The organism is Flavobacterium erigeronis (assembly GCF_054075165.1).
This window is the reverse complement of sequence record NZ_JBSKGP010000006.1, coordinates 373,258-394,482: the sequence shown is the minus strand read 5'-3', so window position 1 is coordinate 394,482 and position 21,225 is coordinate 373,258. Positions and strand designations below refer to the sequence as shown.

Here is a 21,225-nt window from a genome sequence, read left to right as displayed (position 1 = left end):
TACTGGCACTAAATATAACAGAAACACTTCACCAACCTTGACACGCGCGCGCTTATTGCCTACTTTTGCCCCATGAATTACGAAGAGATCAAACGCCATTTCGAGAACCATCCCCCGCCGAAAGAAGTGCAGCTGACCCCCTGGGCCAATATCACCGATACCCAGGTGTTCCTTAAGAGCTGCTACTCCACCATTAGAAATTTCAGCGGCCCCGTGGAGAGATGCCCTGCCTTCTGGCACCTGCGGGATTTTTACATCCTGATGAAAAAAAGCCAGCAGAATCCTGCGCCAGCAATTCCCGAAGAGGAAACCGCAGCTCAAGAGAATACAACTCAGATGACAGCATCAGAACATAACCCGGAGAAGTCCGAGGCCGACGCCTGACCTGTCCATAACACCGCATCACCTTACCTTACAATCATAAAAATACAGTCCGCATCTGAGCTGCGGTGCTGTCTTCTGTAAGGATCCCAGCCTTTTCAGGTAAGAATGAACCCTTTCTTATCTCTTGCAAATGCGCTCCAGTCGATCATAAAAATAGCCCACAGCAGCTTTTTAAGCTCCTGAAACGTGGCGGGCTTCACGGCATAGAGATCAGCCCCCAGCGCGTAGGAAAGCTCAATGTTCTCAGGATTCCTGCTTGTGGAGAGCATAATCACCTTAAGGCAGCCAAAAGGCCCCTCTGCGCCTTTTATCTCCCTTAGGCATTCAAACCCGTTTTTTCCGGGCATGTTGATATCTAAAAACAGCAGCTCTGGCATCTCTGCCCCGCTCCCCCAAAGGCACTGCAGAAGCTGCCCTCCGTCGGCGGCCTGCCCAACTCTAATATGCAGATCAAGCTCATCCATTGCGTCCAGAGCTTGGCCTGCTGGAAAATAACGGCAGTCCTTCGGTGCTTTTACAGCACACCGCAACAGAAAACATTAACGAACTCAGACAGCTTTCTGCGGACTGTTTAAGCAGGGCTGGTCTTAGCGAACTGAGTGAAAAACTTGCGGGATTGGCAGTAGGAAAGAGACAGTAAAAACAAAAAAGAGCCGTCGGTAAATCCTCCGGCAGCTTATTATTTTGACTACCCAATTTAAAGAAAAAATAGCTTAATTAATTTGCTTGTTCCCTGCAGCCTGCCAATGTCCTGTTTTGTTAATATATTTTACTAAAAATACTTAAGGCAGTAAGATTCATTTTACATAAATTTGACTCTTATCTTTAAATTTAAAGATTTTTACTAGCTTAAAACCTATTACCAATGGATTCATTCAGTGTCTGTTTAACGCTGGTTTCAGTTTTATTAGGATTGCCTATCCCGTTCTTATTCAAATCAACAGTAACGATAAATATTCATCTGAACAGATTTTAGATCTTTTTGAAAATCATTGGTGCTGCAAACTATTAATACCAAACTTAGTTGCTGTCCTTGAGTGTATCGCCATTATCTATTTAAATAATTGAGATGCAAACTCTTTCAAACATCTTCGCCAAGTAAGCCATTCATGAGCTGTTTCAGGCGATTCGTAATATTGATACTTAATTCCCTGTTGTTCTAGCATATTTCTAAACGCACCAACTGATTTAGGAAATGGTGCAGGTTCTTTTGTCCCTAATCCCAGCCAGAAAAGTTTAATTTGCTTGTTCAAAACATTTCCGTTTTTATATTTTCCATTTAAAAATGTCGAAGCATCAATCGCATCAGAGCTTGGATAATTTGCCGTACCGCTGAATCCTCCGTAATAAGAAAAAGTATCCAGATGATTCATCATAATTCTCATGGTCTGGTTGGCTCCCATGGAAAGACCCGCAATAGCCCTACTTTCCCGTTTGGCAATGGTACGGAATTTAGCATCAACCATTGGAATAAGTTCGGTAATAAGCACCTTTTCAAAAATAGACTCCTTGGGCTTGTTTTTATGCGAAGAATTACCATCTTGAGTTTTATAAGCGTAACCATTGTCCATTACAATAATCATCGGAACTGCGTCTCTCAAAGCAATCAGATTATCTAAAATCAGGTTTGCTTTACCTTGTGAAGACCATCCTGTTTCGTCTTCAAAACTTCCGTGTTGTAGATAAAGCACGGGATAACGCATTTTGGTGTTTTCGTTATAACCATCAGGAGTGTAAACAAAAAAGCGTCTAAAAGAATTGGTCAGTTTTGAGAAGTAAATATTTTCGCTTACCAGACCGTGAGGCACATCTTTTAGAGCAAAAAAATCTTGATCTGCCGATGGAATTTCTATACCGCTTCCTAATCTTGCCGCCCCATAAAAATAAAGGCTTCCCGGATCTGGAACAGAAGCTCCATCAATATTTAACTGATAATAATGAAACCCTTCATCCTGCGGATTTGATTCTCCCGTCCATACTCCATTGTTGTCTTTTCGCATATCATATTTTACACCGCCAATATCAAGCTGTACTTTGCTTGCATTTGTTGCCGAAATACTGGCGCGAACGCGCCTTTGGGAATTTACCTGAGGAAATATTTTTTCTGGCTGATTCAACGATGAAGGTTTAAAATCTTCAGTTATGGTCTGTTCTGACTGAGCATTTACTGACTGGAAACACAAATTCAAAATTACAATCACTGCGCTAATAGATAGTCTCATATTTTTTTATTTTTAGTTTATCGTTTTATGCCAATTCGATATTATTTAAATAAAAGAGGAGCCAATTCTTTGAAACTTCTGCGCCAAGTCAAAAATTCGTGAGCCGTATTTTCAGAGATATAAGCGACAGCATTAAATCCTGCATCTTTAAGTGTTTTTACGGCATTCTGCACAGATTCTGGTCTTTCGCGGCTGCCGCAGCTTATAAAAATCAGCTTTACATTTGATTTGTCTTTAATCTCTTCAGGTTTGTATGTGCCACCGCTTAAAAGGGCATAATGCGAGAAGGCATCCGGTTTATTTAACGTAATGGAATGGGTTTCCATTCCGCCCATCGATAGCCCTGCCATTGCACGATTTGCTCGATTGGAAATGGTGCGGAAATTTGTGTCGATGTAGGGAATCAGCTCATCTACCAGAACCGTTTGAAAAGGCTCTATTTTAAAGCTTGACAGACCGCCGAATTTTACTTCATTTGTCATTCCGTAAGCCATCACTACAATAAATGGCTTTATTTTGCCTTCTGCAATCAAATTGTCCATAATTAAGTTGACGCGACCTTGATTGCTCCATGCCGTTTCATCTTCCCCCCAACCGTGCTGCAGATACAAAACCGGATATTTTTTATTCTTATCTTTATAATAAGAAGGCGGAGTATATACAAAGGCTCTGCATGAGGCCTTAGTGCTTTTTGAAGGAAAAAGAATCTGCTGCACATTTCCGTGAGAGACCTCTTTCAAGGCATAGAAATCTTGATCGTGAGCCGGAATTTCTATACCGCTTTCCCAGCGAGCGGATCCGTAAAAATTAAGCGCGCCAGGATCATTAAAAACACCGCCATCAATTGTTACGTGATAATAGTGAAACCCTTCATCCATTGCGCCTGCTGTAGTACCCCTCCAGTAGCCATCCTGATCTTTTTCCAAAACAGTCCCTCCTTTTGCTCCCCCCAATCCTAGGCTTACTGCTACGGATCTGGCATCGGGAGCTAAAATTTGAAATCTTGCGTACCCTTGTGAATTAACTTTTGGATATTCCTGTCCTGGCTGATTGAGTGACGACGGCTTAAAATCTTCAATAATCGATGCCGCGGTTGGCTGTGCGGACCCAACAAATCCTAATAAAATTAATAATAAAGCAATTTTATACCGTTTCATAATTTTTTGTTTAAAAAGTTATTTTACTTCTGGAACTATAATTTGATATTTTCCACTAAGATGCATTAAGCTAAAAAGATACATCAGACCGTCATAGTATGGATCAAAATAACCGTCGCTGTAAGGCTCCAGCTTAGCATTCCATAAGGAATGAACAAAATCTATACTTTCTTTATCGTGATTCACCAGTGACGCTGTAGCCGAAGTTGCCACCAATCCGATGGAATGCCTTAATTTTTTCACTGGACCAGCCTGAAGAATAAAATCAGGAGTGGAACCATCCAGATTAAACTGATCTTCGAATTTGTCCAATCCCTTAGATCTCAGAAAATTTTGGAATCGTTTAGCGTATTCTTCCTGCCATTTTTTATCTTTTCCGTACCAAGCATAATCCATGGCTATATTCATAGGCACTCGCCAAGAGTCATAGCGAAATCCTGCAGGCATCCAAGGTGTTGGATGCGGCTCTCCAGAAAACTCAGTATAATCGGAATTAAGACCTGTTGCGGGGTGGCACGCTTTATGCAAAAAGTTACGAGAAACCTCTGCACATTCTTTATAAAATTGTTCATGCCCATCTTTTGCATACAATGCCCATATTTCATAAAATGCTGGAACATGATAAGAAGGATCTGTCCAGTTATAGCCACCTCCCTCAGGAACAAATGAAATCTGTTTATGCTCAGTATTTATAATATTGCGCACATTTCCCGTACCGTCTTTTTTCCACATTGCATCCAGTATTCTTCTGGCTTCTTTGTAGTAGTCTATTCCTGTATTATTTCCCCATTTATTAGAAGCAAAAAGTAGGCTGCTTACATAGTATAATTCCCCATCTGAAGCAGAGCCTGGAGAATTCTGTTTTTTAGTAAGCGGATTCACGCTCCATGCAAAATAACCTTCTCTTGGTCCATCCTGATGCTGCATGTATTTCACAGACCAGCGCCATAGACGATCGAAAACTTCTTTTTTGTTAAGCTGGACAGCAATCATCATTCCGTAGGACATTCCTTCAGTACGAGCATCCTTATTTTTGACATCTGAGACGTATCCAAGAGAATCTCCTTCAGTAAAATATACCTTATTTGGCCCTTCAAAAATATCATAATAGGCTTTATCTACTTTTTTTTCTATTTCATCTTGGCTATAGCCCGCTTCTTTAAAAAGATTTCGATAGTGGGGTCTTTCAGTTACTGTTTTTGCCATCTTCTTTTTATTTTGTCCAAAGAGTGAAAATGGAGAAGTCAGTGCAAAAGTTGTTATCAAAGCGGAAATTATAATCCAATATCGGTTTGATTTTTTTTTATATGTAGTCATATTTATCTGTTTAAATATCCACCAGAAAAAATAAAATGTGATTTTTATTTTATAGCGCCACCATCAGTGGTCTGTATTATTTTTTGGATAGTTCCATCTTTATTATAATGCATATAGTCTACACAAATTGAACGTCTGTAACTGCCTCCTGTTGGCAAACTCCCGTTATGATAAAAAAAGTACGATTTCCCTTTATAGTCTATAATGCCAGGATGAGTAGTAAAACTATTTTGGACATTCTCCTGAATAATTCCTTGATAAGTCCAAGGTCCAGTAATTTTTTTTGCAGTGCAGTATTCTATCATTTCTGGTTTTGTCCCAGCGCTAGCATATACTAAATAATAAAGCCCTTTTCTTTTGTATACCCACGGTCCTTCGATATAATTTTTAGGTGTGAAAGTGGTAATTTCACCATCCGTCTCTATCATGTTCTTCTTGAGTTTTACCCACTTGCAGCTTCCATTTCCCCAAAACATATAGGCTTGTCCATCATCATCTATAAATACTGTTGGGTCAATATCATCCCAACCATATTTCATATCTGTTGTCATTTCATTTGTAATAAGCGCTTTTCCAATGGCATCTTTAAAAGGTCCAATAGGACTGTCTGAAACCGCAACACCTATTGCAGCGCCATCTTGGCTTACTGTATCTTTTTTATGAAATGTAGAAACAAACCAGTAGAATTTTCCGTCTCTTTCTATGCACTGAGCAGCATATGCATCGCCTGTTGCCCACGAAAATGTACTGGGCGAAAGCAATGCTCCATGATCTTTCCAGTCTTTCATGTTGGTTGTAGAAAACACATGCCAGTCGGCCATTTTATAATTGGTGTCTTCCTGAGTGGCCACATCATGACCTGTGTATAAATACAAAGTGCCTTTATGCACCAGAGGAGCCGGATCAGCAGTAAAAATGCCTTTGATTATAGGGTTTTGTGCTTCTGTATTTGCGGTAAATAAATTACAAAGAAGCACAAATAAAATTTTACCTGTATTTTTCATTTTTGTTTTCATTTAATAAAATGGTTCTAGAATGCAATCTTTTTTCTTCAGTTGCATTTCTCTAAACAATAAACAGCGCATTTACTGCGCTGTTTATAAAAAAACTAACTTAACTTAACTTGACTTTATTTAACTTAAACTAACCAAAATTTAATTATCTTAATAGCCAGGATTATTATCACTTGGTTTTATTTTCGGATTAGAAGATGTTTCTCTGTTTGGTATTGGCCATAGCTCGCTTTTACCAGCAGTAAAACCTGTGCCCTGCAATACCGTCGCAGCTGTGCCCCATCTTATAAGATCATCAAAACGAGATTGTTCTCCAGCAAATTCAATTTGACGTTCGTGCACAATTGCAGCAAAAACCGCATCTTTTGTTGGTGCAATAGTAGTTGTCAGATTTGCTCTGTCGCGAACTTCTTTAATATATGCTATTGCTGCTGTCTGAGAACCGCCATCTCTCTGGTTTTCACATTCTGCTTTCATTAGCAATACATCTGCGTAACGCATTACTTTAAAGTTAATGCTTGATCGTGTCGCTTCATCCTCTCTGTTGTAATAGTTTTGGTATTTTTTCCAGCCTGCTCTTCTAATACCAGCAGAAGTAGTAAAGTTACTTGCTACCATTACCTTGGTTCCTTTTAAATAAGATGAACCAGGCACATAAAAAGTATCTCCAAAACGGTTATCACCTACTTCATAAGAATCTAAAAGTTCATCCGACGGATAGACATTATACCAGCTAAGATTACCATATTCCTGACCTCTAAGTGTTGACTCGTCAAAACCAGTTCCGCCGCTATCGCCGACAGCTCCCCATTGATCCCCAGTTCCATTTTTTTCATCAAATTCAATTTCAAAAATCGATTCTTTACCGTGTTCCGTCTCTTCCATGAAGTTGTTGTAAAAATTACCTTTGTCCTCAAGACTGTAACTTGTCACATTATTCAAGGCAGCTAAAGCTTCATTATACTTCTTTTCATACAACAATACTTTACCTAATTGCGCATAAGCGGCTTCTTTATTAGCTCTTCCAGATGATTCTGAAGCTTTTGGCAAAAGATTTTGAGATGCAAATACAAGATCTTCTTCAATCAAGGCATACACCTCTGCTTTAGGGCTTCTTGCGTTTCCTACAATAGTACCTGTTTTATAAATAGGCAGATCACCAAAACGTCTTACCAGCAAAAAGTAATAGTACGCTCTTAAAAAATGGGCTTCTCCTAAATATTTATTCTTTTTTTCTTCGGATAAAACAGAATTTGGAAGCGTTTTAATTTTTTGCTCATTATCCAGTACAAAATTGGCTCTCGATATTCCGATATAACAAGATTCCCAGTAATATTGAATGATATCATTTCCGCCGTTAAAAGAAAAATCCTGAAAAGGCTTTTTGTTGCCTTCTAATTGTGGATTTCCTAAAGCATCATGTCCCATAAGATCCATCGCAAAAAAAAGATTTCTTCCATAGAGTCCTCTTGTCTGAAGATTTGCATACGAAGCATTTACAGCAGACTGTACCTGCGCTTCCGTTTTAAAGAAAGTTTCAGGCGATAAAGTATTGGGATTAGTCAATTCCAATTCGCTACTGTCACAAGAAGTTAAGGTTAAAACTCCAGACAGTACTATAAGCATATATTTAATTTTTTTCATCGTCTTTAAATATTAAAATGTAACATCAATTCCAAAAATTACCGACTTTGGCTGCGGATATCTTCCTAAATCGATACCCGCTGAATTTGCATTACCATCTGCACGTGCAATTTCAGGATCTAAACCAGAGTAATTTGTAATTGTTATAAGGTTCTGTCCGCTTATGTAGAATCTTGCTTTTGAGAAATAACTCTTAAATGCATCTCCTGTCAATGTATATCCTAAAGCGATGTTTTTTAATCTTGTAAAAGAACCATCTTCTATATAGCGCTGGTTTGCAGAAGACCAGTTAATATCTGCTCCTTGAGCTCTTGGCAATGTAGCTGAAGGATTTGTTACAACACCATTTACAACATTTGCCCTGTCTAAAACATCTGTGCTGGCGTTAAACAAACGGTTCATTCCTTTTAGATCAAAAGTGTTTGCATTATAAATATCGTTGCCCGCAACTCCAGTAAGAAAACAGTTAAAATCAAAGTTTTTATACGCTGCACTTAAGTTTAATCCGTAAGTAAAATCAGGATATGGATTTCCGATGTTTGTCTTATCATCCGAATTGATCACTTTATTGCCATCTCGGTCTACAATTTTAATATCACCCGGTTTTACAGCAGTCTGACCCGGTCCAAAAACAGCATCTACTTCTGCCTGATTTTGATAAATGCCATTGGTCTGATATCCATAAAAATAGAATAATGGCTGCCCTACTTCTAATCTAGAGAAATTTTCCAAACCTGCTCTTGCCGAAGGGCCTCCTAATACGCTGGTTACTCCTGGTGCTAAGCTTAGTACTTCATTCTTACTTGTTCCTAAATTTGCTATTGCAGACCAAGTAAAATCTCCTTTTCTGTCATTGTAGCCAAGCGAAATTTCGAAACCGCTTACTCTTACATCTGCAATATTTTGAATTTGAGTTCCGCCACCTGCAGATCCGACAGAAGCAGCAAGAGGAACTGCAAAAAGAATATCACTACTTTTATTGTTAAAATATTCAAATGATCCGGTGAGTTTTTCGTCAAAAAGACCAAAATCAATACCTATATTTCTATCTAGTTTTGATTCCCATTTTAAGTCAGGATTTGCAGCAACACCTAAAGAAACACCTGGCGCATTTGCCCCTCCAATTGGATAATTATAATTGGCCAATAAAGTAGCGCTGTATTGATAATTGTCTATTCTGTCATTTCCTGTCGTTCCAGTACTCGCCCTTAGCTTTAATGTGCTGAAAATAGAGTTTTCCATAAAACTTTCTTTAGCTATATTCCAACCTACAGCAACAGAATAGAAATTTCCCCAACGGTTATTAGCTCCAAAACGAGAAGAGGCATCTCTACGTCCTGAAAGAGCTAAAATGTATTTATCTTCATAGTCGTAGTTAATACGGGCAATGTATCCAATATTTTTTTCTTCTGAATTTGCAGAGCCTAAACTACCCTCATTGTAGCGCAACTGATCAATTTCATTTGAAATGTAGTAGCGGCTTCCCGCTGCTAAGCTTTGAGCTTTTCCGTCAATTTTAGTGATAACCCCCAACACCTCGAGATTGTGCTTTTGGGCGATTGTCGTTTTATATGTTAAGCTGTTATCAAAAACGATGGTCTGTCCTTGAGAATTTGTTTCGTTGGTTGAAGAAAATGCTTGCTTGTGATAAGAACCATCCTGAAAGCTTGGAATAAAAGTATGGTCTTTACTTGTATAGTAATCTAAAGAAACTTGCGATCTGAATTTCAAACCTTTGTAAATTTCTAATTCTGCATAAATATTTCCAATAATAGATAAATTATTAATTTTCTGATATCCTAGATTAGCTACACGCACTGGGTTTTCAGCATCATTTCCATCAATAGCGCTAGGCCCTTGATATCCGCCTATGCTATCTTCATTATAAATTGGGAAATAAGGCGCCATCTTAATGGCGTGCTCTAATAATGTTCTTCCGCCTGAGCTTCGTTCTGGATTAATCGTGCTGAAAGAAACTCCCATGTTGCTTCCTATTTTTAGTTTACCAATATCCTGTGTGTTATTGGCTCTAAAAGAGTAACGTTCGAAACCTGTATTTATAATAGCTCCATCCTGCTTCATATATTCTGCAGAATACCGTCCTGTTGAAGTTTCTGTACCATTTGAAAAGCTTAGGTTATAATCCTGCATAACTCCTGTTTGAAAAATTTGGTCTTGCCAGTTGGTATTGATGTTTCCAAACTCTGCTGCTCTCGCCGTCAAGTCGCTTCCTAAATCTTTAGCATATTGCAAATATTGCTGTGTATTTAAAACACTATATCTTTTCGTTACTTCCTGTCCGCCCACATAAGTGCTAAAAGATAACTGCCCCGGGCCTTTTTTCCCTTTTTTAGTTGTTACCATAATAACCCCGTTAAAAGCTTTAGAACCATATAAGGCTGTAGTGGAAGCATCTTTTAAAACAGAAATGCTCTCAATGTCATTAGGGCTTAAACCAGAAAGATTCCCTGTTAAAACTCCGTCAATTACATATAAAGGAGCACTATTTCCCATTGTCGCCAATCCACGGATGCTAACGGTAGGATTAGAACCAGGAGCACTATTTACAACTGTAACCCCCGCTGCGCGTCCTTGCAAAGCAGATTCAGCATTGGTAATAGGCACCGCTGTAATATCTTTTGAACTTACCGTTGAAACCGCTCCAGTAACTTTAGTCCTCTTTTGAGTACCATACGCTACTACAACTTCATTCAAATTTTCTGTGGATTGAACGAGAGTAACATTAATTGAATTCCTTTCGCCCACAGTAATAGTTTGTGAGATTAAGCCAACATAAGAATACGTTACTTTATCGGTCGGATTAACTTCTTTTAAAGAGTATTTACCGTCAAAATCTGTTGATGCGCTATTCTGCGTACCTTCTACATTAATACTGGCACCTGGCAATGGAAACCCTGAAGGGTCGGTAATCACTCCAGTAATGGTCTTTGATTGTGCCATTATACGATGACTGCCAACTATCAGCAATCCGATTAGTGCAATTTTGAGTTTTAACTTCATATTAATTGTTTTTGTTTGGTTTAAATAGTTAATGTTTTTTTGCTTTTTAATTCTAGTAAAGTTTCATCTGTGATATTATTTATATTCAGTTTATTATTTTGAATCTCTTTTTGGTTTAAAAAGAAACTTCATTGCAGATCAATATGATTTACAATATGGCACTAACAAATATAAAAAAACAACATATAAAACAATCGGTTGCTTTGCAAAATTTTTAAAAAATATATAAAAAATAGTTAGAATAAAAACATAAAAAAAAATTTAAGTCTAAATAATTAACAATTTTTCATTTTAAAAATAAATTTAAAATAAAAAAATAGTAATTAAATAGTCAACTGACAAATTTTATACAAAAAATACAATATTGAAAAAATAAATAGAATGTCAAAAAAACATAAAAATTATAAGTAAAAATTTACTAAAATTAGTTAAAAAGAAGAAATTTACAATTTATCCTATAGCATAAAAACCAAAAAGATGCCTAAAGAAGAGCAAAAAACAATCGGTTGCTATAAAACAAAATATTTTTTAGGCACTACAACCATTTTTTTGAAAACAAAAAAAACAGTTCGATTCGGGAATAATCTGCACTGGGCGATAAAATTTAATTTAAATTCTGTCTATTCATTCCGTTTAATCCATCCGAAAAGCCTGTATACGCACTTTTTACGTGTAAACTGAACATTCCATAAAACTTGCTTTTCACCTGGAAGCCAAGAAGAATCTTTTGTGCTATCAGTAAAGCCCCATACTGTAATGCCATATCTTTGCTTGGCTGGAATATACTTAGAATACCTATCTACAACATATTTTTACATTTCAGCTTGCTTTTGAAGAATACTATCCGCTACATCTGTAGTTGCTACTGCCACATCTAATTGAGATACTTTAATAAGTTTTCCTGTTGCAGCCAATAACTGAAACACAATTTAGAAAAAATACTCAAAATGTTTTCCGTAAATCATTCAGAAATAATTCTTTAAAAGATAAATCCAACATAGCTGATTGTTATTCAGACATATACAGACGCAAAAAAGCCAGCTCTACTAAAGCTGGCTTTTATCAGAATGAATTAAAGCTCATATGATGATAAGCATGAAAATCATTTTAATTTGTTATGAGCATTCCTCCATTATGAGGTATCTTTATTTCGACTTCTTTGCTTTTATTTATTTTTAACAAACTTACTTTTCCTTTTAACTGATCATCATCGCCATAATAGTTTACCTCTGTGCCAGGAGCAAGCATTTCTAATTTTATTTTTGTTTTCAACACTTGATTTTGGGCATTAATTCCAGCTATATACCATTTTGTCCCTTTTCTTCTGCCCAATATCGCATACTTGCCAGGGTAGCCTTCTAAAAAGCGAACCTCATCCCAAACTGTTGGAACTTCTTTCATAAATTTTATAGCCCAATCGGGTGCATCATGTAAGTTATTTGGTGCTAAGGCAAAATGCTGCACGCCACTTTGAAATAGTACCGAAGTGGCCAAGGCAAAGACATCAGAGGTCTTTCTCTTTGAGCCTTTGTTTGGAATATTATCGCTGTTGTAGAATTGGTTTAAAGCGCTTCCCCCATAATCCATGCTCCCCACCGCATTTCTTATAAAAGTATGTGTTGCCGCATTTACAGCTTCGTTATCACAGCTCTGCTGTCCAAAATGGAGATTCTCACTTGCCAGAACCGCTTCGCTAGATGCATAATTAGGATACATTCGCTCCCAGCCTCGGGGTAAAGTGCAGCCATGAAAAATAACCATAATTCCAAAATCATTAGCATCTGTCAAAATATCTTCATATAGTTTCATGGTCACCTGCTTGTCTCCTCCAAAAAAATCAACTTTAATGCCTTTAATTCCAATGCTTTTCATCCACGCCATTTCTCTGCGTCTCATTGCTGTATTATCCATCAATCCTTTCGGCCCTTGAGGAGCATCATTCCAATAACCATTAGAATTATACCACAAATACAGTCCTACTCCTTTTTTTGAGCCATATTCTGCTAATTCTGCTATTTTATCACGGCCTATCTGCGTATCCCAAAGCGCATCAATTAAAATGGTTTCATATCCCATCGCAGCACTGAAATCAATGTATTGCTTTTGCACGGGAAAAGTAGTATTGTTATCCATCTTGATGATCCAGCTCCAAGTGCCTTTTGTATACTGATACTCTTTATAAGCTTCATATTTTGGCTTAACCAAATCAAATGGGATAGTCGTTTCGACTATAGGAGCGAGTGTTTCTCCAATAGTGATAGTACGCCATGGTGTTTCTCCTTCAAGAGGTATTCCTGGAGCAGCAGTTCCGTTTCCGTTGTTTTCGCCCGGCATTGGAAATCCAATAGTATATAATCCGTTTTCATTCCCAATCAATCTGCTCGCACAATAGCCGCTGTCAACTCCAGTTTCAGAAATTAAAACCCAACCGTTGTTATTTACTTTAAACAAGCACGGAAAAGTGTATCCATTTCCCCAGCCATTTTTTCCAACAGCATCATCTAACGTATACGAAGTTTCATAACTGGGACCTGTTCTCGCAAATCCAGTCATCGGGTTGCTTTGCGGACAAAGAAATGTAGTAGTTCCTTTTGGCAGTAAAAAACCCGAAGCTTCTTCCTGAACTACGCAAGAAAGCGTTTCTTTTTGTGGGTAAACTTTATATTTAAATGCAAAATTATTATTGCTTACTCTAAAAATTATATCCAGAGCTGATCTGCCATCTTTTGTGAATGGAAAAACAGTTTCGTTAGCCGTATAATGGACATTACTTTTTTTGATGTTGCGCAGCTGATAGGATTCATCAATTGTATTCTGATTGCCATTTTTTTCTAAAGTTAATCCAGTACTGAAATCTCCTGCATTGGTTTTTAGGCCTAATGGAGATTTTTCAATAAACATTTTATCATTGTACGTAGCACTATACTGGGGAACTCCATTGCTTACAGAAACCGAAACGATAAGTTTCCCGTCTGGGCTTTTTATTGTCGATTGGGCGTTTAGTTTACAGAAACTAACTAACCACAAGAATATTAAACTTTTAAAATTCATAAAATTTATAGATTTATTGCTGGCTAATATTTGAAACTCTTTTTATTCAAAAAAAATGAGTCTTATTTAAGAAAATTACTTTGAAAACATCCAATAATCAAAATACATGATTTTATCCGCAGCATTTCCTTTGTAAATAAAATAAAGATCATGCACTCCCGAAACTTTTTTGACATCTGTTGTAACTAGAGCCCATCTATCATCTCCTCCTGTCATGGGCACTTTTACTGTTCCTATCAATTCTCCATCCAGACTATCCAATCTTATTTCCATTGACACATTTCCATTATGCGTAGTACCTACTCGAGCCGTAAATTTTGAAGCTCCTGATTCGCGAAAATCAACATTCTTTACTTTTGTATAAGCATCGTTTTTCATCGCTGTTATAAAAACTCCCACTTCTTTGTTCTGCATTGCTTTCACATCTTTTGACCAAGCTATCGTTTCTGCTTCTGACTTCATGTAAGGATTTAAAGTACTGATTCCTTTTTTTATGCCTTCGGTCATATTCATCTCTTTAACTTTTCCATCAGAACTAAATTGCAGCTCTTCTACAGCTACAGATCTTGTGAAGCCACTCCCGCCTGGCAATGCGCCATTGTGATAAAAGAAATATGTTTTTCCTTTAAAATCTATTACTCCGGGATGATTTGTAAAACTCGTTCCCTGTGTAGGCATTACCACACCCTGATATTTCCATGGCCCAAGCGGACTTTTACCTGTTGAATAACCTATGTGCTCAGAAATTGGCCCTGCAGCAAAAAACAAATAATACAGCTTATTTCTCTTATAAAGCCAAGGTCCTTCTTCATAAGTGGTAGGCCTGCGAGCATCTTCTTTTCCTGTTCTTTTTCCAAATGCCTCTTCTGTATTTGGAAATATTTTAATCTCATCATTATAAGAAATCATGTCTTCGTTTAATTTCACATAGTGACAAACTGGATTGCCCCATAACAAATAAGCTTGTCCATCAGCATCTATAAATACCGTTGGATCTATATCGGCATTGCTATTTTGTATCAATGATTTTCCCAACGGATCTATAAATGGACCATAAGGACTGTCTGATACTGCCACTCCAATGCCATTTCTGCCTTGATTGTCTGTAATTGGAGCATACAAATAAAATTTGCCTTTTCTTTCTATACATTGAATTGCCCATGCATTCATTTTGGCCCAGCTAAAATCTTTATATGATAGTACAGCACCATGATCTGTCCAATTTACCATATCTTCTGTCGTATACAGCTTCCAGTCATTCATAGTAAACCACGTAGAGCCATCTTCATCATGCGATGTATACAGATATAGCTTATTATTGTAAACCATTGGAGCTGGATCGGCGGTATAACTTGTCTGTACAATAGGGTTTTGAGAAAAACCAAATACGGGAATAATAAAAGCTGCTAAAAATTTTATTTTTTTTAAATACATTTTAATATGACTTATTAACTATTTATAATTTAAAAATTTAGAGACAAAAATTATTTAAAAATCCACCAATCTAGATTAAACATAGATTTTTCTCCCTGAAATACAAAAAAGATATTGTGAAGACCTTTTATTTTATTAACCTTACAGGTAAAATCTTTCCAATTATCCAAGCTTCCAGTATTTTTTATCTCGCAGACTCCTAAAAGCGTCCCCTCTTTATCATCTAAATGAATTTCTATTTTGCCTCCCGAAACAGAAGATGCATTTACTAAAAAGGTTTTTGGTGATTTCTTAAAATTAACCGCTTTAACTTCAATGTAATCGTTGTTGTCTATTTGGGTTATAAAAACTCCCTTCTTAGCATTTTTATCCGATTTTACCCCTTCGCTCCAAGCAATTGTTTCGGCTTCAACACGATTAAAAGGATTTATATCCCCTACTGCTTCTGGACCGTTTACAGAAAAGTAAGATAGCGTCTTTATCGTTCCATCTGGATTATAAATGATTTCATCCAGATCTACCGAACGCCTTTCATAAAATGTAGAAGTTTGTCTTTTTATAACATCATAACTATGTCCAAAAACATACGATTTTCCTTTATAATCAATAATTCCGGGATGATTTCCTCTTGTTTTTTCGCTCGCTTCTATGACCATTCCCTTGTATTCCCAAGGTCCTGTTAGAGAATTGCCCATAGCATATCCAATTCCTTCCGGACAACAGGTTGAAGCATAAGACAGGTAATATTTTCCTTTTCTTTTGTAAATCCATGGTCCTTCCTGATAATTCTTTGGTTTTGTTGGTTCTTTTATCACATCTCCCGAATAAGAGATCATATCTTCATTTAATTTTACGTAATAAACATCCGGATTACCCCAGTACAAATAAGCTTGTCCATCATCGTCTATAAAAGGAGACGGATCAATATCATTCCATTTATGATCAGTATCTATTAATCGTTTACCCAATGGATCTTTAAAAGGGCCATATGGACTATCTGAAACTAAAACGCCTATTCCATTTCCATGCATTGGTGCATATAGATAAAATTTCCCATTACGCTCAATAGTCTGAATTGCCCAAGCCCCGTTGTCTTGTCTTGCCCAGCTAAAATCTTTTAAAGAGGCTACAGCTCCTCTATCGGTCCAGTTTACCATATCTGTGGAAGTATACAAAAGCCAGTCAAGCATTTTGAATCCTTCTGCATCATCTTCATCATGAGAAGTATATAAAAAAACAGTATCCTTATAAACCATTGGGGCTGGATCGGCGGTATATTTCGTCTGGATTATCGGTTTTTGCTTAATATCACTTTGAGCAATTCCATGAAAAGAAATCATTATAAAAGAGCAGAAAACTATAATTTTATGAGTGCTTTTATTCATAATATTTAATTTAAAAATTTTTGAATTATATAATTTGATACTTCATTATTCCTTACAACTTTACCGAAATTTGATTTCCGTTGTAACTAATTATTTTTTCCAATTCCTTTGCAGATGCATCTGATTCTAAGTGATCTGAAGATATTTTTATAATTTTAAATCTGCGTTGCTTTATCATTTCAGGAAACGATCCCTGTTGTTTATTGATGGTTATGCTGTCAATTCATCTGAAATCGTATAAGTTCCTTTTTTTTCTGGAAATTCATAACTAAATGCGATTCCGTCATTATAGACTCTCAGAATCACATTTAAAAGCGATTTTGGCTCATTTTCGAAATGCAAAACCATTTCATTTGCTGTATTGGATCGTTGCGCTTTCTTGCCATGCAATGCGGTATACTGTTCTTTAATCAGCACACACTTACTAATCTTTTTTAGTTTTAAGTCTTTTGAAAAGGTCTGGTCGTTTCGTACAATTCCCAAATCTATTTTTAGAATTATTTCATCATGTTTGTCTTTGTTGCCGTAATTCACCTGCAAATACCAATTTCCAGAATTAGCATTCTGACTGTCAAATAATGCAACCGCTATTTTTTGATTCGGAGAAGTCAAAACTACTTTCTGTCCATACGAATAAGCAATCGTAAGCAGAAACAAAACAAGACTGAATCTAGATTTTATATTCATTTTAATATGCATTTTATAAGGACTATTTCGTTTCTGAAATCTTTTCATCAATTCTGAAATAATCAAAATCGGCGAAACCTCCAGCAGTTTTAGTAGCGTAATTAAACAACCCGAATCTATAGCCCATAAAATGCGGAATGGTATATGGCATCTTAATAGATTTTCCAATGCTGATCCATTTTTTGCCGTCTAAACTGTAATAAAATCTTCCCTGATCTGCTTGATTTCTAAAATCGCATTCGGCTTTAAAATATATTTTGTTCTGATTTAATGGAATAATTTCTATTTCTTTTGGATTTCCTTTTTCAGCATCCATCATCATAATTCTTTTTTCCCAATTACCTATTTTTACTCCAACCAAGCCAAAATCTTTTTGCAGTAGCGAAAGTCCAGCAAAATCTCCTTCTTTCATCTTTGAAAGTTCAAGCATTGTGGATGCTGAACATACAGGACCAAAAGTTCTCTGCGTCAAAATATTTTTTACCTGCGTAAAACTGCTGTCTATTCTGGATGTTTTTAATCTTAAATAGCCTTTCCTTTCTTTGACAGACCAGTTTGCATTATCGGGATTATGATTCCATTGCCAAACCAAAGGCAGATCACTTTCTTCGCTTTTACGATTAAACTCGTCTGAGTTTACGATTCCGCGAATAAGGCTTTTATTGGCAGGAAGATCTAAATTTTGAGGGACTTTGCCATTTTCTCCCAATATTGGCCAGCCATTTTCCCATTTTACAGGAACCAGATACGGAATACGTCCCACACCTCCTGCATCTCTAAATAAATACGAAAACCATCTGCCGTCTGGAGTATCAATGAGTCCGCCTTGAGCAACGCCCAAATCCTGCAGTCCGATCTTTCCTTCCCAAGGTCCTTCAATAGCATCTGCTCTGTGTATAATTACGGTACGCATGCCATTTTTTGGCCAGCAGATATTAAACAGATAATATTTTCCTTTAATCTTAAAAAGCTGTGATCCTTCTGCCGGAAGCATAATCTCGCTTTGTGCAGGCGCATTGGCATTTTCTATTAAAACTTTCTTGGTTTCTTCTTTTACTCCTGATAAATCCTCTTTTAATTCGACTATTTGAAGTTTTCCTCCTCCCCAAATCAAGTACACTTTTCCATTATCATCAAAGAAAAGAGAATGGTCATGATAAGAATTATTTAAAACAGTTCTTTTCCATGGGCCTTTTTCAATATTTTTTGCAGAAAAAATATAGGTTTTACCCGTTGTTCCCGAAAAAGTACTCACATAATATACACCATTCTGATAACGCAGACTGCTCGCCCACGAACCTCTGCCATAATCATTTTTCCCATGATCTAAATTCAGCCGGTCATCATGATCTTCCAAGGTTTGATAGGCATAATTAACAAGATCCCAATTCACTAAATCCTTAGATTTCATAATAGGAACCCCAGGATTCATATGCATTGTGGTACTGCTCATATAATAAGCATCATTAAACCTGATTATAGATAAATCAGGGACATCTGCAAAAATAATGGGATTTTGGGCTTTTACTTTTTGAGAATGACTTGTTACAATGGTAAATGTAATCGCTAAAAAACCATAAATAAAATCTTTTGTTTTCATTGTTGTTGTTTATTTTCGGGATCTCTGAAAAATGTCTAAAAGAGATCTTATTCGTTAATTCGTAACAATACTAAGCTGGGAAAATTTTGGGCTGATCTTGCCATCTTTTGTTAGAATTTTAATGTTCAGCACTTCCTTATTATCTATTTTTATTTTGATTGTTTTTGTATTGGCTGAAGTTATTACCGCTGGCTTTTCATTGATTAAAATAGTAATATTGTCCAAGTTGAATTCATCTAAAACATCTATATTCAAAAACTGACCTTTGCTATTTTTGTTCAGCATTTGATAAGAGATATAGGCACGTGTATTTCGCCAGAACTTTCCGTCCTCGTAACCAGAATTGCTTTTTTCCCCTTTGTACAAATGATCGACTTCCGGCTGCTGTTCACCGCAGTTTATTTTATCTATTGTTTTGGCCTCAAGTGCCATAGCTTCAATTTCCTGCTTCTTCAGCAACTCCTGCTTTTCCTTATATTCTTCTTTGGAATACGTTTGAAAATACATTTGATAGCGGGCATCGTGCACTTCAAAAAAAGGCTCCAATTCTAATGAATCTAAGCGATATCTTAAACTGCCTGCTGCTTTAAGTTTCGATACATAATCTGCTTTGTCCCCAACCAATGCATACGCTTTATCAAGCGGAATAAATTTTCCTTTTGCAGCGTGTCCCATTCGGCTTTCATCTGCAACCAAGCCGTCTAATCCTTCTGTCGAAGTTTTGGCAGCCAATACGATTGGCCCATTGACAAATGCACTCCAATTGGAACCGTCCGGCAGATTTTCTAAATGTATTGACGTTTTAAATCTGACACTTATTTTATCTCCCGTTTTCCATTTTCTTGAAATCGTGACATATTCAGTGGGTTTAGACGCTATTTTCTGTTCTTTTCCATTCACTAATATTTCAAAACTTTCAGCCCATTTTGGATAACGGATATCCAAAGCGAAGTGTTTTGATTTTTTAAGTTTTAAAACTAACTCTGTCTGATTCTCATAAGGGAATTTTGTGGTTTGTTCCAACTCTATACCTTTTTCTTTCCACTTTAAAATCGACGGAATAAAAAGATTTACAAAAAGATCATTTTGTGTATGGCTGTAAATTAATTCTCCATATTTGGTGTGATTTTCAAGTCCCGTTCCCACACAGCACCACATGCTTGTCTGGGGCTGAGAATACACACGGTAATGGTTTGGACGAATAGGCGTGAAATACACAAAACCTCCTTTTTCTGGATGCTGGCTCGAAAGGATATGATTGTAAAGTGTTCTTTCGTAAAAATCCAGATAATGCACATCATTTTTATCTAGAAACAAAGCCTTTGCAAGACGTTCCATATTGTACGAATTGCAGGTTTCCGGTCCTTCATTAGATTTTACCATGCCGCTGAAATCGTTTACAGGATTAAAATGTTCTGCCACACTGTTTCCGCCAAATGCAACTGTTCTTTTTTGCGTTACATTATCCCAAAAAAACTGCACGCCATCTGACCATTCTTTATTATCAGATAGTGCGGCAATCTTTTCAAAACCAACCACTTTTGGTATTTGAGTATTAGCGTGAAGTCCTGTGAGTTTGTCTTCTTTCTGCAATAACGGATTCAGGAAAGCTTTTTGAGATAATTGTTCAGCCGTTTCAAGATATTTTTTGTTTTTTGTAATGATATACAGATCGGCAAAAGATTCATTTATGCCTCCGTGCTCAGTAGCTAAAACTTTCTGGATCTGCTCATCAGAAAGCGGATGGAGTAATTCTACAAACCAATCTCCTAATTTTATTACTATTTCTTTCGCTTTCTTGCTTCCAGTATACTGATAAGCATCAATTAGACCAGCAAAAAGTTTGTGAATGTTGTAAATAGGAACCCAGGTATTATTCAAACCAAAACTGCTTCCGTCTATGTCTCCTTTATGGATTCGATCCCAAAAAACTTTACCCTGCGGAATGCCTCCAACATAGCCATTGCCATTTTTAGTCTGACAGCGCGCCAATTCTGAAAGCATATAGTCTAACCTATCTTTAAGCTCTTTGTTTCCAGTAGATGCATACATCATAGCTAAAGCCGAAAGGTAATGTCCGCCGATATGCCCATCCAATCCTATACTTTCCCAATTGCCATAACGATCTGCTTTTGGCGGAAGTCCAGATTCTAATAAATAAGGCGCTAGAAGTTTGTCAGGATCTAAATCTAAAATATACTTTAGATCTACATCTTGAGCATTTTTAAACGGTCCATCTTTCAGTTGTACTTCGCTTAAATCAAATAACTTCATTTGGGCCGATGTATTGGCTCCTATCATTAAGGCGAA

Annotated in this window: 14 protein-coding genes; 1 reads left to right on the top strand and 13 read right to left on the bottom strand. The window is 36.9% G+C overall.

All coding sequences use genetic code 11. The features are described from left to right. Positions 1-72: 72 nt before the first annotated feature. Entirely contained in the window at positions 73-384 is a 312-nt protein-coding gene (locus ACWA1F_RS14270) for a DUF6965 family protein (RefSeq protein WP_306157147.1), read from the top strand. A 95-nt stretch (positions 385-479) separates the two neighbouring features. On the opposite strand, the gene ACWA1F_RS14265 is transcribed toward ACWA1F_RS14270, so the two are convergent. The 13 genes from ACWA1F_RS14265 to ACWA1F_RS14205 all read right to left on the bottom strand — a co-directional run bounded on the left by ACWA1F_RS14265 (position 480) and on the right by ACWA1F_RS14205 (position 21,189). Then, on the bottom strand, positions 480-848 hold the full coding sequence (locus ACWA1F_RS14265; RefSeq protein WP_306157148.1) for a response regulator: 369 nt from the start codon (positions 846-848) through the stop codon (positions 480-482). Between the two features lie 588 nt (positions 849-1,436). After that, a complete protein-coding gene (locus ACWA1F_RS14260) occupies positions 1,437-2,606 on the bottom strand; it encodes an alpha/beta hydrolase-fold protein (protein ID WP_306157150.1) in 1,170 nt (389 codons plus the stop codon). Positions 2,607-2,647: 41 nt separating this feature from the next. Continuing rightward, positions 2,648-3,763: an alpha/beta hydrolase-fold protein gene (locus tag ACWA1F_RS14255; RefSeq protein ID WP_456894446.1), complete on the bottom strand. Its 1,116-nt coding sequence runs from the start codon at positions 3,761-3,763 to the stop codon at positions 2,648-2,650. Positions 3,764-3,781: 18 nt separating this feature from the next. Then, the gene (locus ACWA1F_RS14250; protein WP_306157154.1) at positions 3,782-5,080 is read right to left on the bottom strand and encodes a glycosyl hydrolase family 8; all 1,299 of its coding nucleotides are present in this window, start codon (positions 5,078-5,080) and stop codon (positions 3,782-3,784) included. A gap of 44 nt (positions 5,081-5,124) precedes the next feature. Beyond that, complete coding sequence (locus ACWA1F_RS14245) at positions 5,125-6,084, bottom strand: glycoside hydrolase family 43 protein (RefSeq protein ID WP_456894444.1); 960 nt, start codon at positions 6,082-6,084, stop codon at positions 5,125-5,127. Positions 6,085-6,243: 159 nt separating this feature from the next. Further along, entirely contained in the window at positions 6,244-7,737 is a 1,494-nt protein-coding gene (locus ACWA1F_RS14240; protein ID WP_306157158.1) for a RagB/SusD family nutrient uptake outer membrane protein, read from the bottom strand. A 12-nt stretch (positions 7,738-7,749) separates the two neighbouring features. After that, a complete protein-coding gene (locus ACWA1F_RS14235) occupies positions 7,750-10,758 on the bottom strand; it encodes a SusC/RagA family TonB-linked outer membrane protein (protein WP_306157160.1) in 3,009 nt (1,002 codons plus the stop codon). 1,107 nt (positions 10,759-11,865) lie between these two features. Then, positions 11,866-13,809, bottom strand: coding sequence for a glycoside hydrolase family 97 protein (locus ACWA1F_RS14230; protein ID WP_306157162.1), 1,944 nt, complete (start codon positions 13,807-13,809; stop codon positions 11,866-11,868). A 75-nt stretch (positions 13,810-13,884) separates the two neighbouring features. Beyond that, a complete protein-coding gene (locus tag ACWA1F_RS14225) occupies positions 13,885-15,243 on the bottom strand; it encodes a glycoside hydrolase family 43 protein (protein WP_306157164.1) in 1,359 nt (452 codons plus the stop codon). Between the two features lie 50 nt (positions 15,244-15,293). Continuing rightward, on the bottom strand, positions 15,294-16,628 hold the full coding sequence (locus tag ACWA1F_RS14220; RefSeq protein WP_456894441.1) for a glycoside hydrolase family 43 protein: 1,335 nt from the start codon (positions 16,626-16,628) through the stop codon (positions 15,294-15,296). Between the two features lie 210 nt (positions 16,629-16,838). Continuing rightward, positions 16,839-17,315 (bottom strand): glycoside hydrolase family 97 N-terminal domain-containing protein, encoded by a 477-nt coding sequence (locus ACWA1F_RS14215; RefSeq protein ID WP_306157167.1) that lies wholly within the window; start codon positions 17,313-17,315, stop codon positions 16,839-16,841. A 22-nt stretch (positions 17,316-17,337) separates the two neighbouring features. Then, on the bottom strand, positions 17,338-18,915 hold the full coding sequence (locus ACWA1F_RS14210) for a glycoside hydrolase family 43 protein (protein WP_306157169.1): 1,578 nt from the start codon (positions 18,913-18,915) through the stop codon (positions 17,338-17,340). Positions 18,916-18,969: 54 nt separating this feature from the next. Next, the gene (locus tag ACWA1F_RS14205; RefSeq protein ID WP_306157171.1) at positions 18,970-21,189 is read right to left on the bottom strand and encodes a glycoside hydrolase family 127 protein; all 2,220 of its coding nucleotides are present in this window, start codon (positions 21,187-21,189) and stop codon (positions 18,970-18,972) included. Positions 21,190-21,225 lie beyond the last annotated feature (36 nt).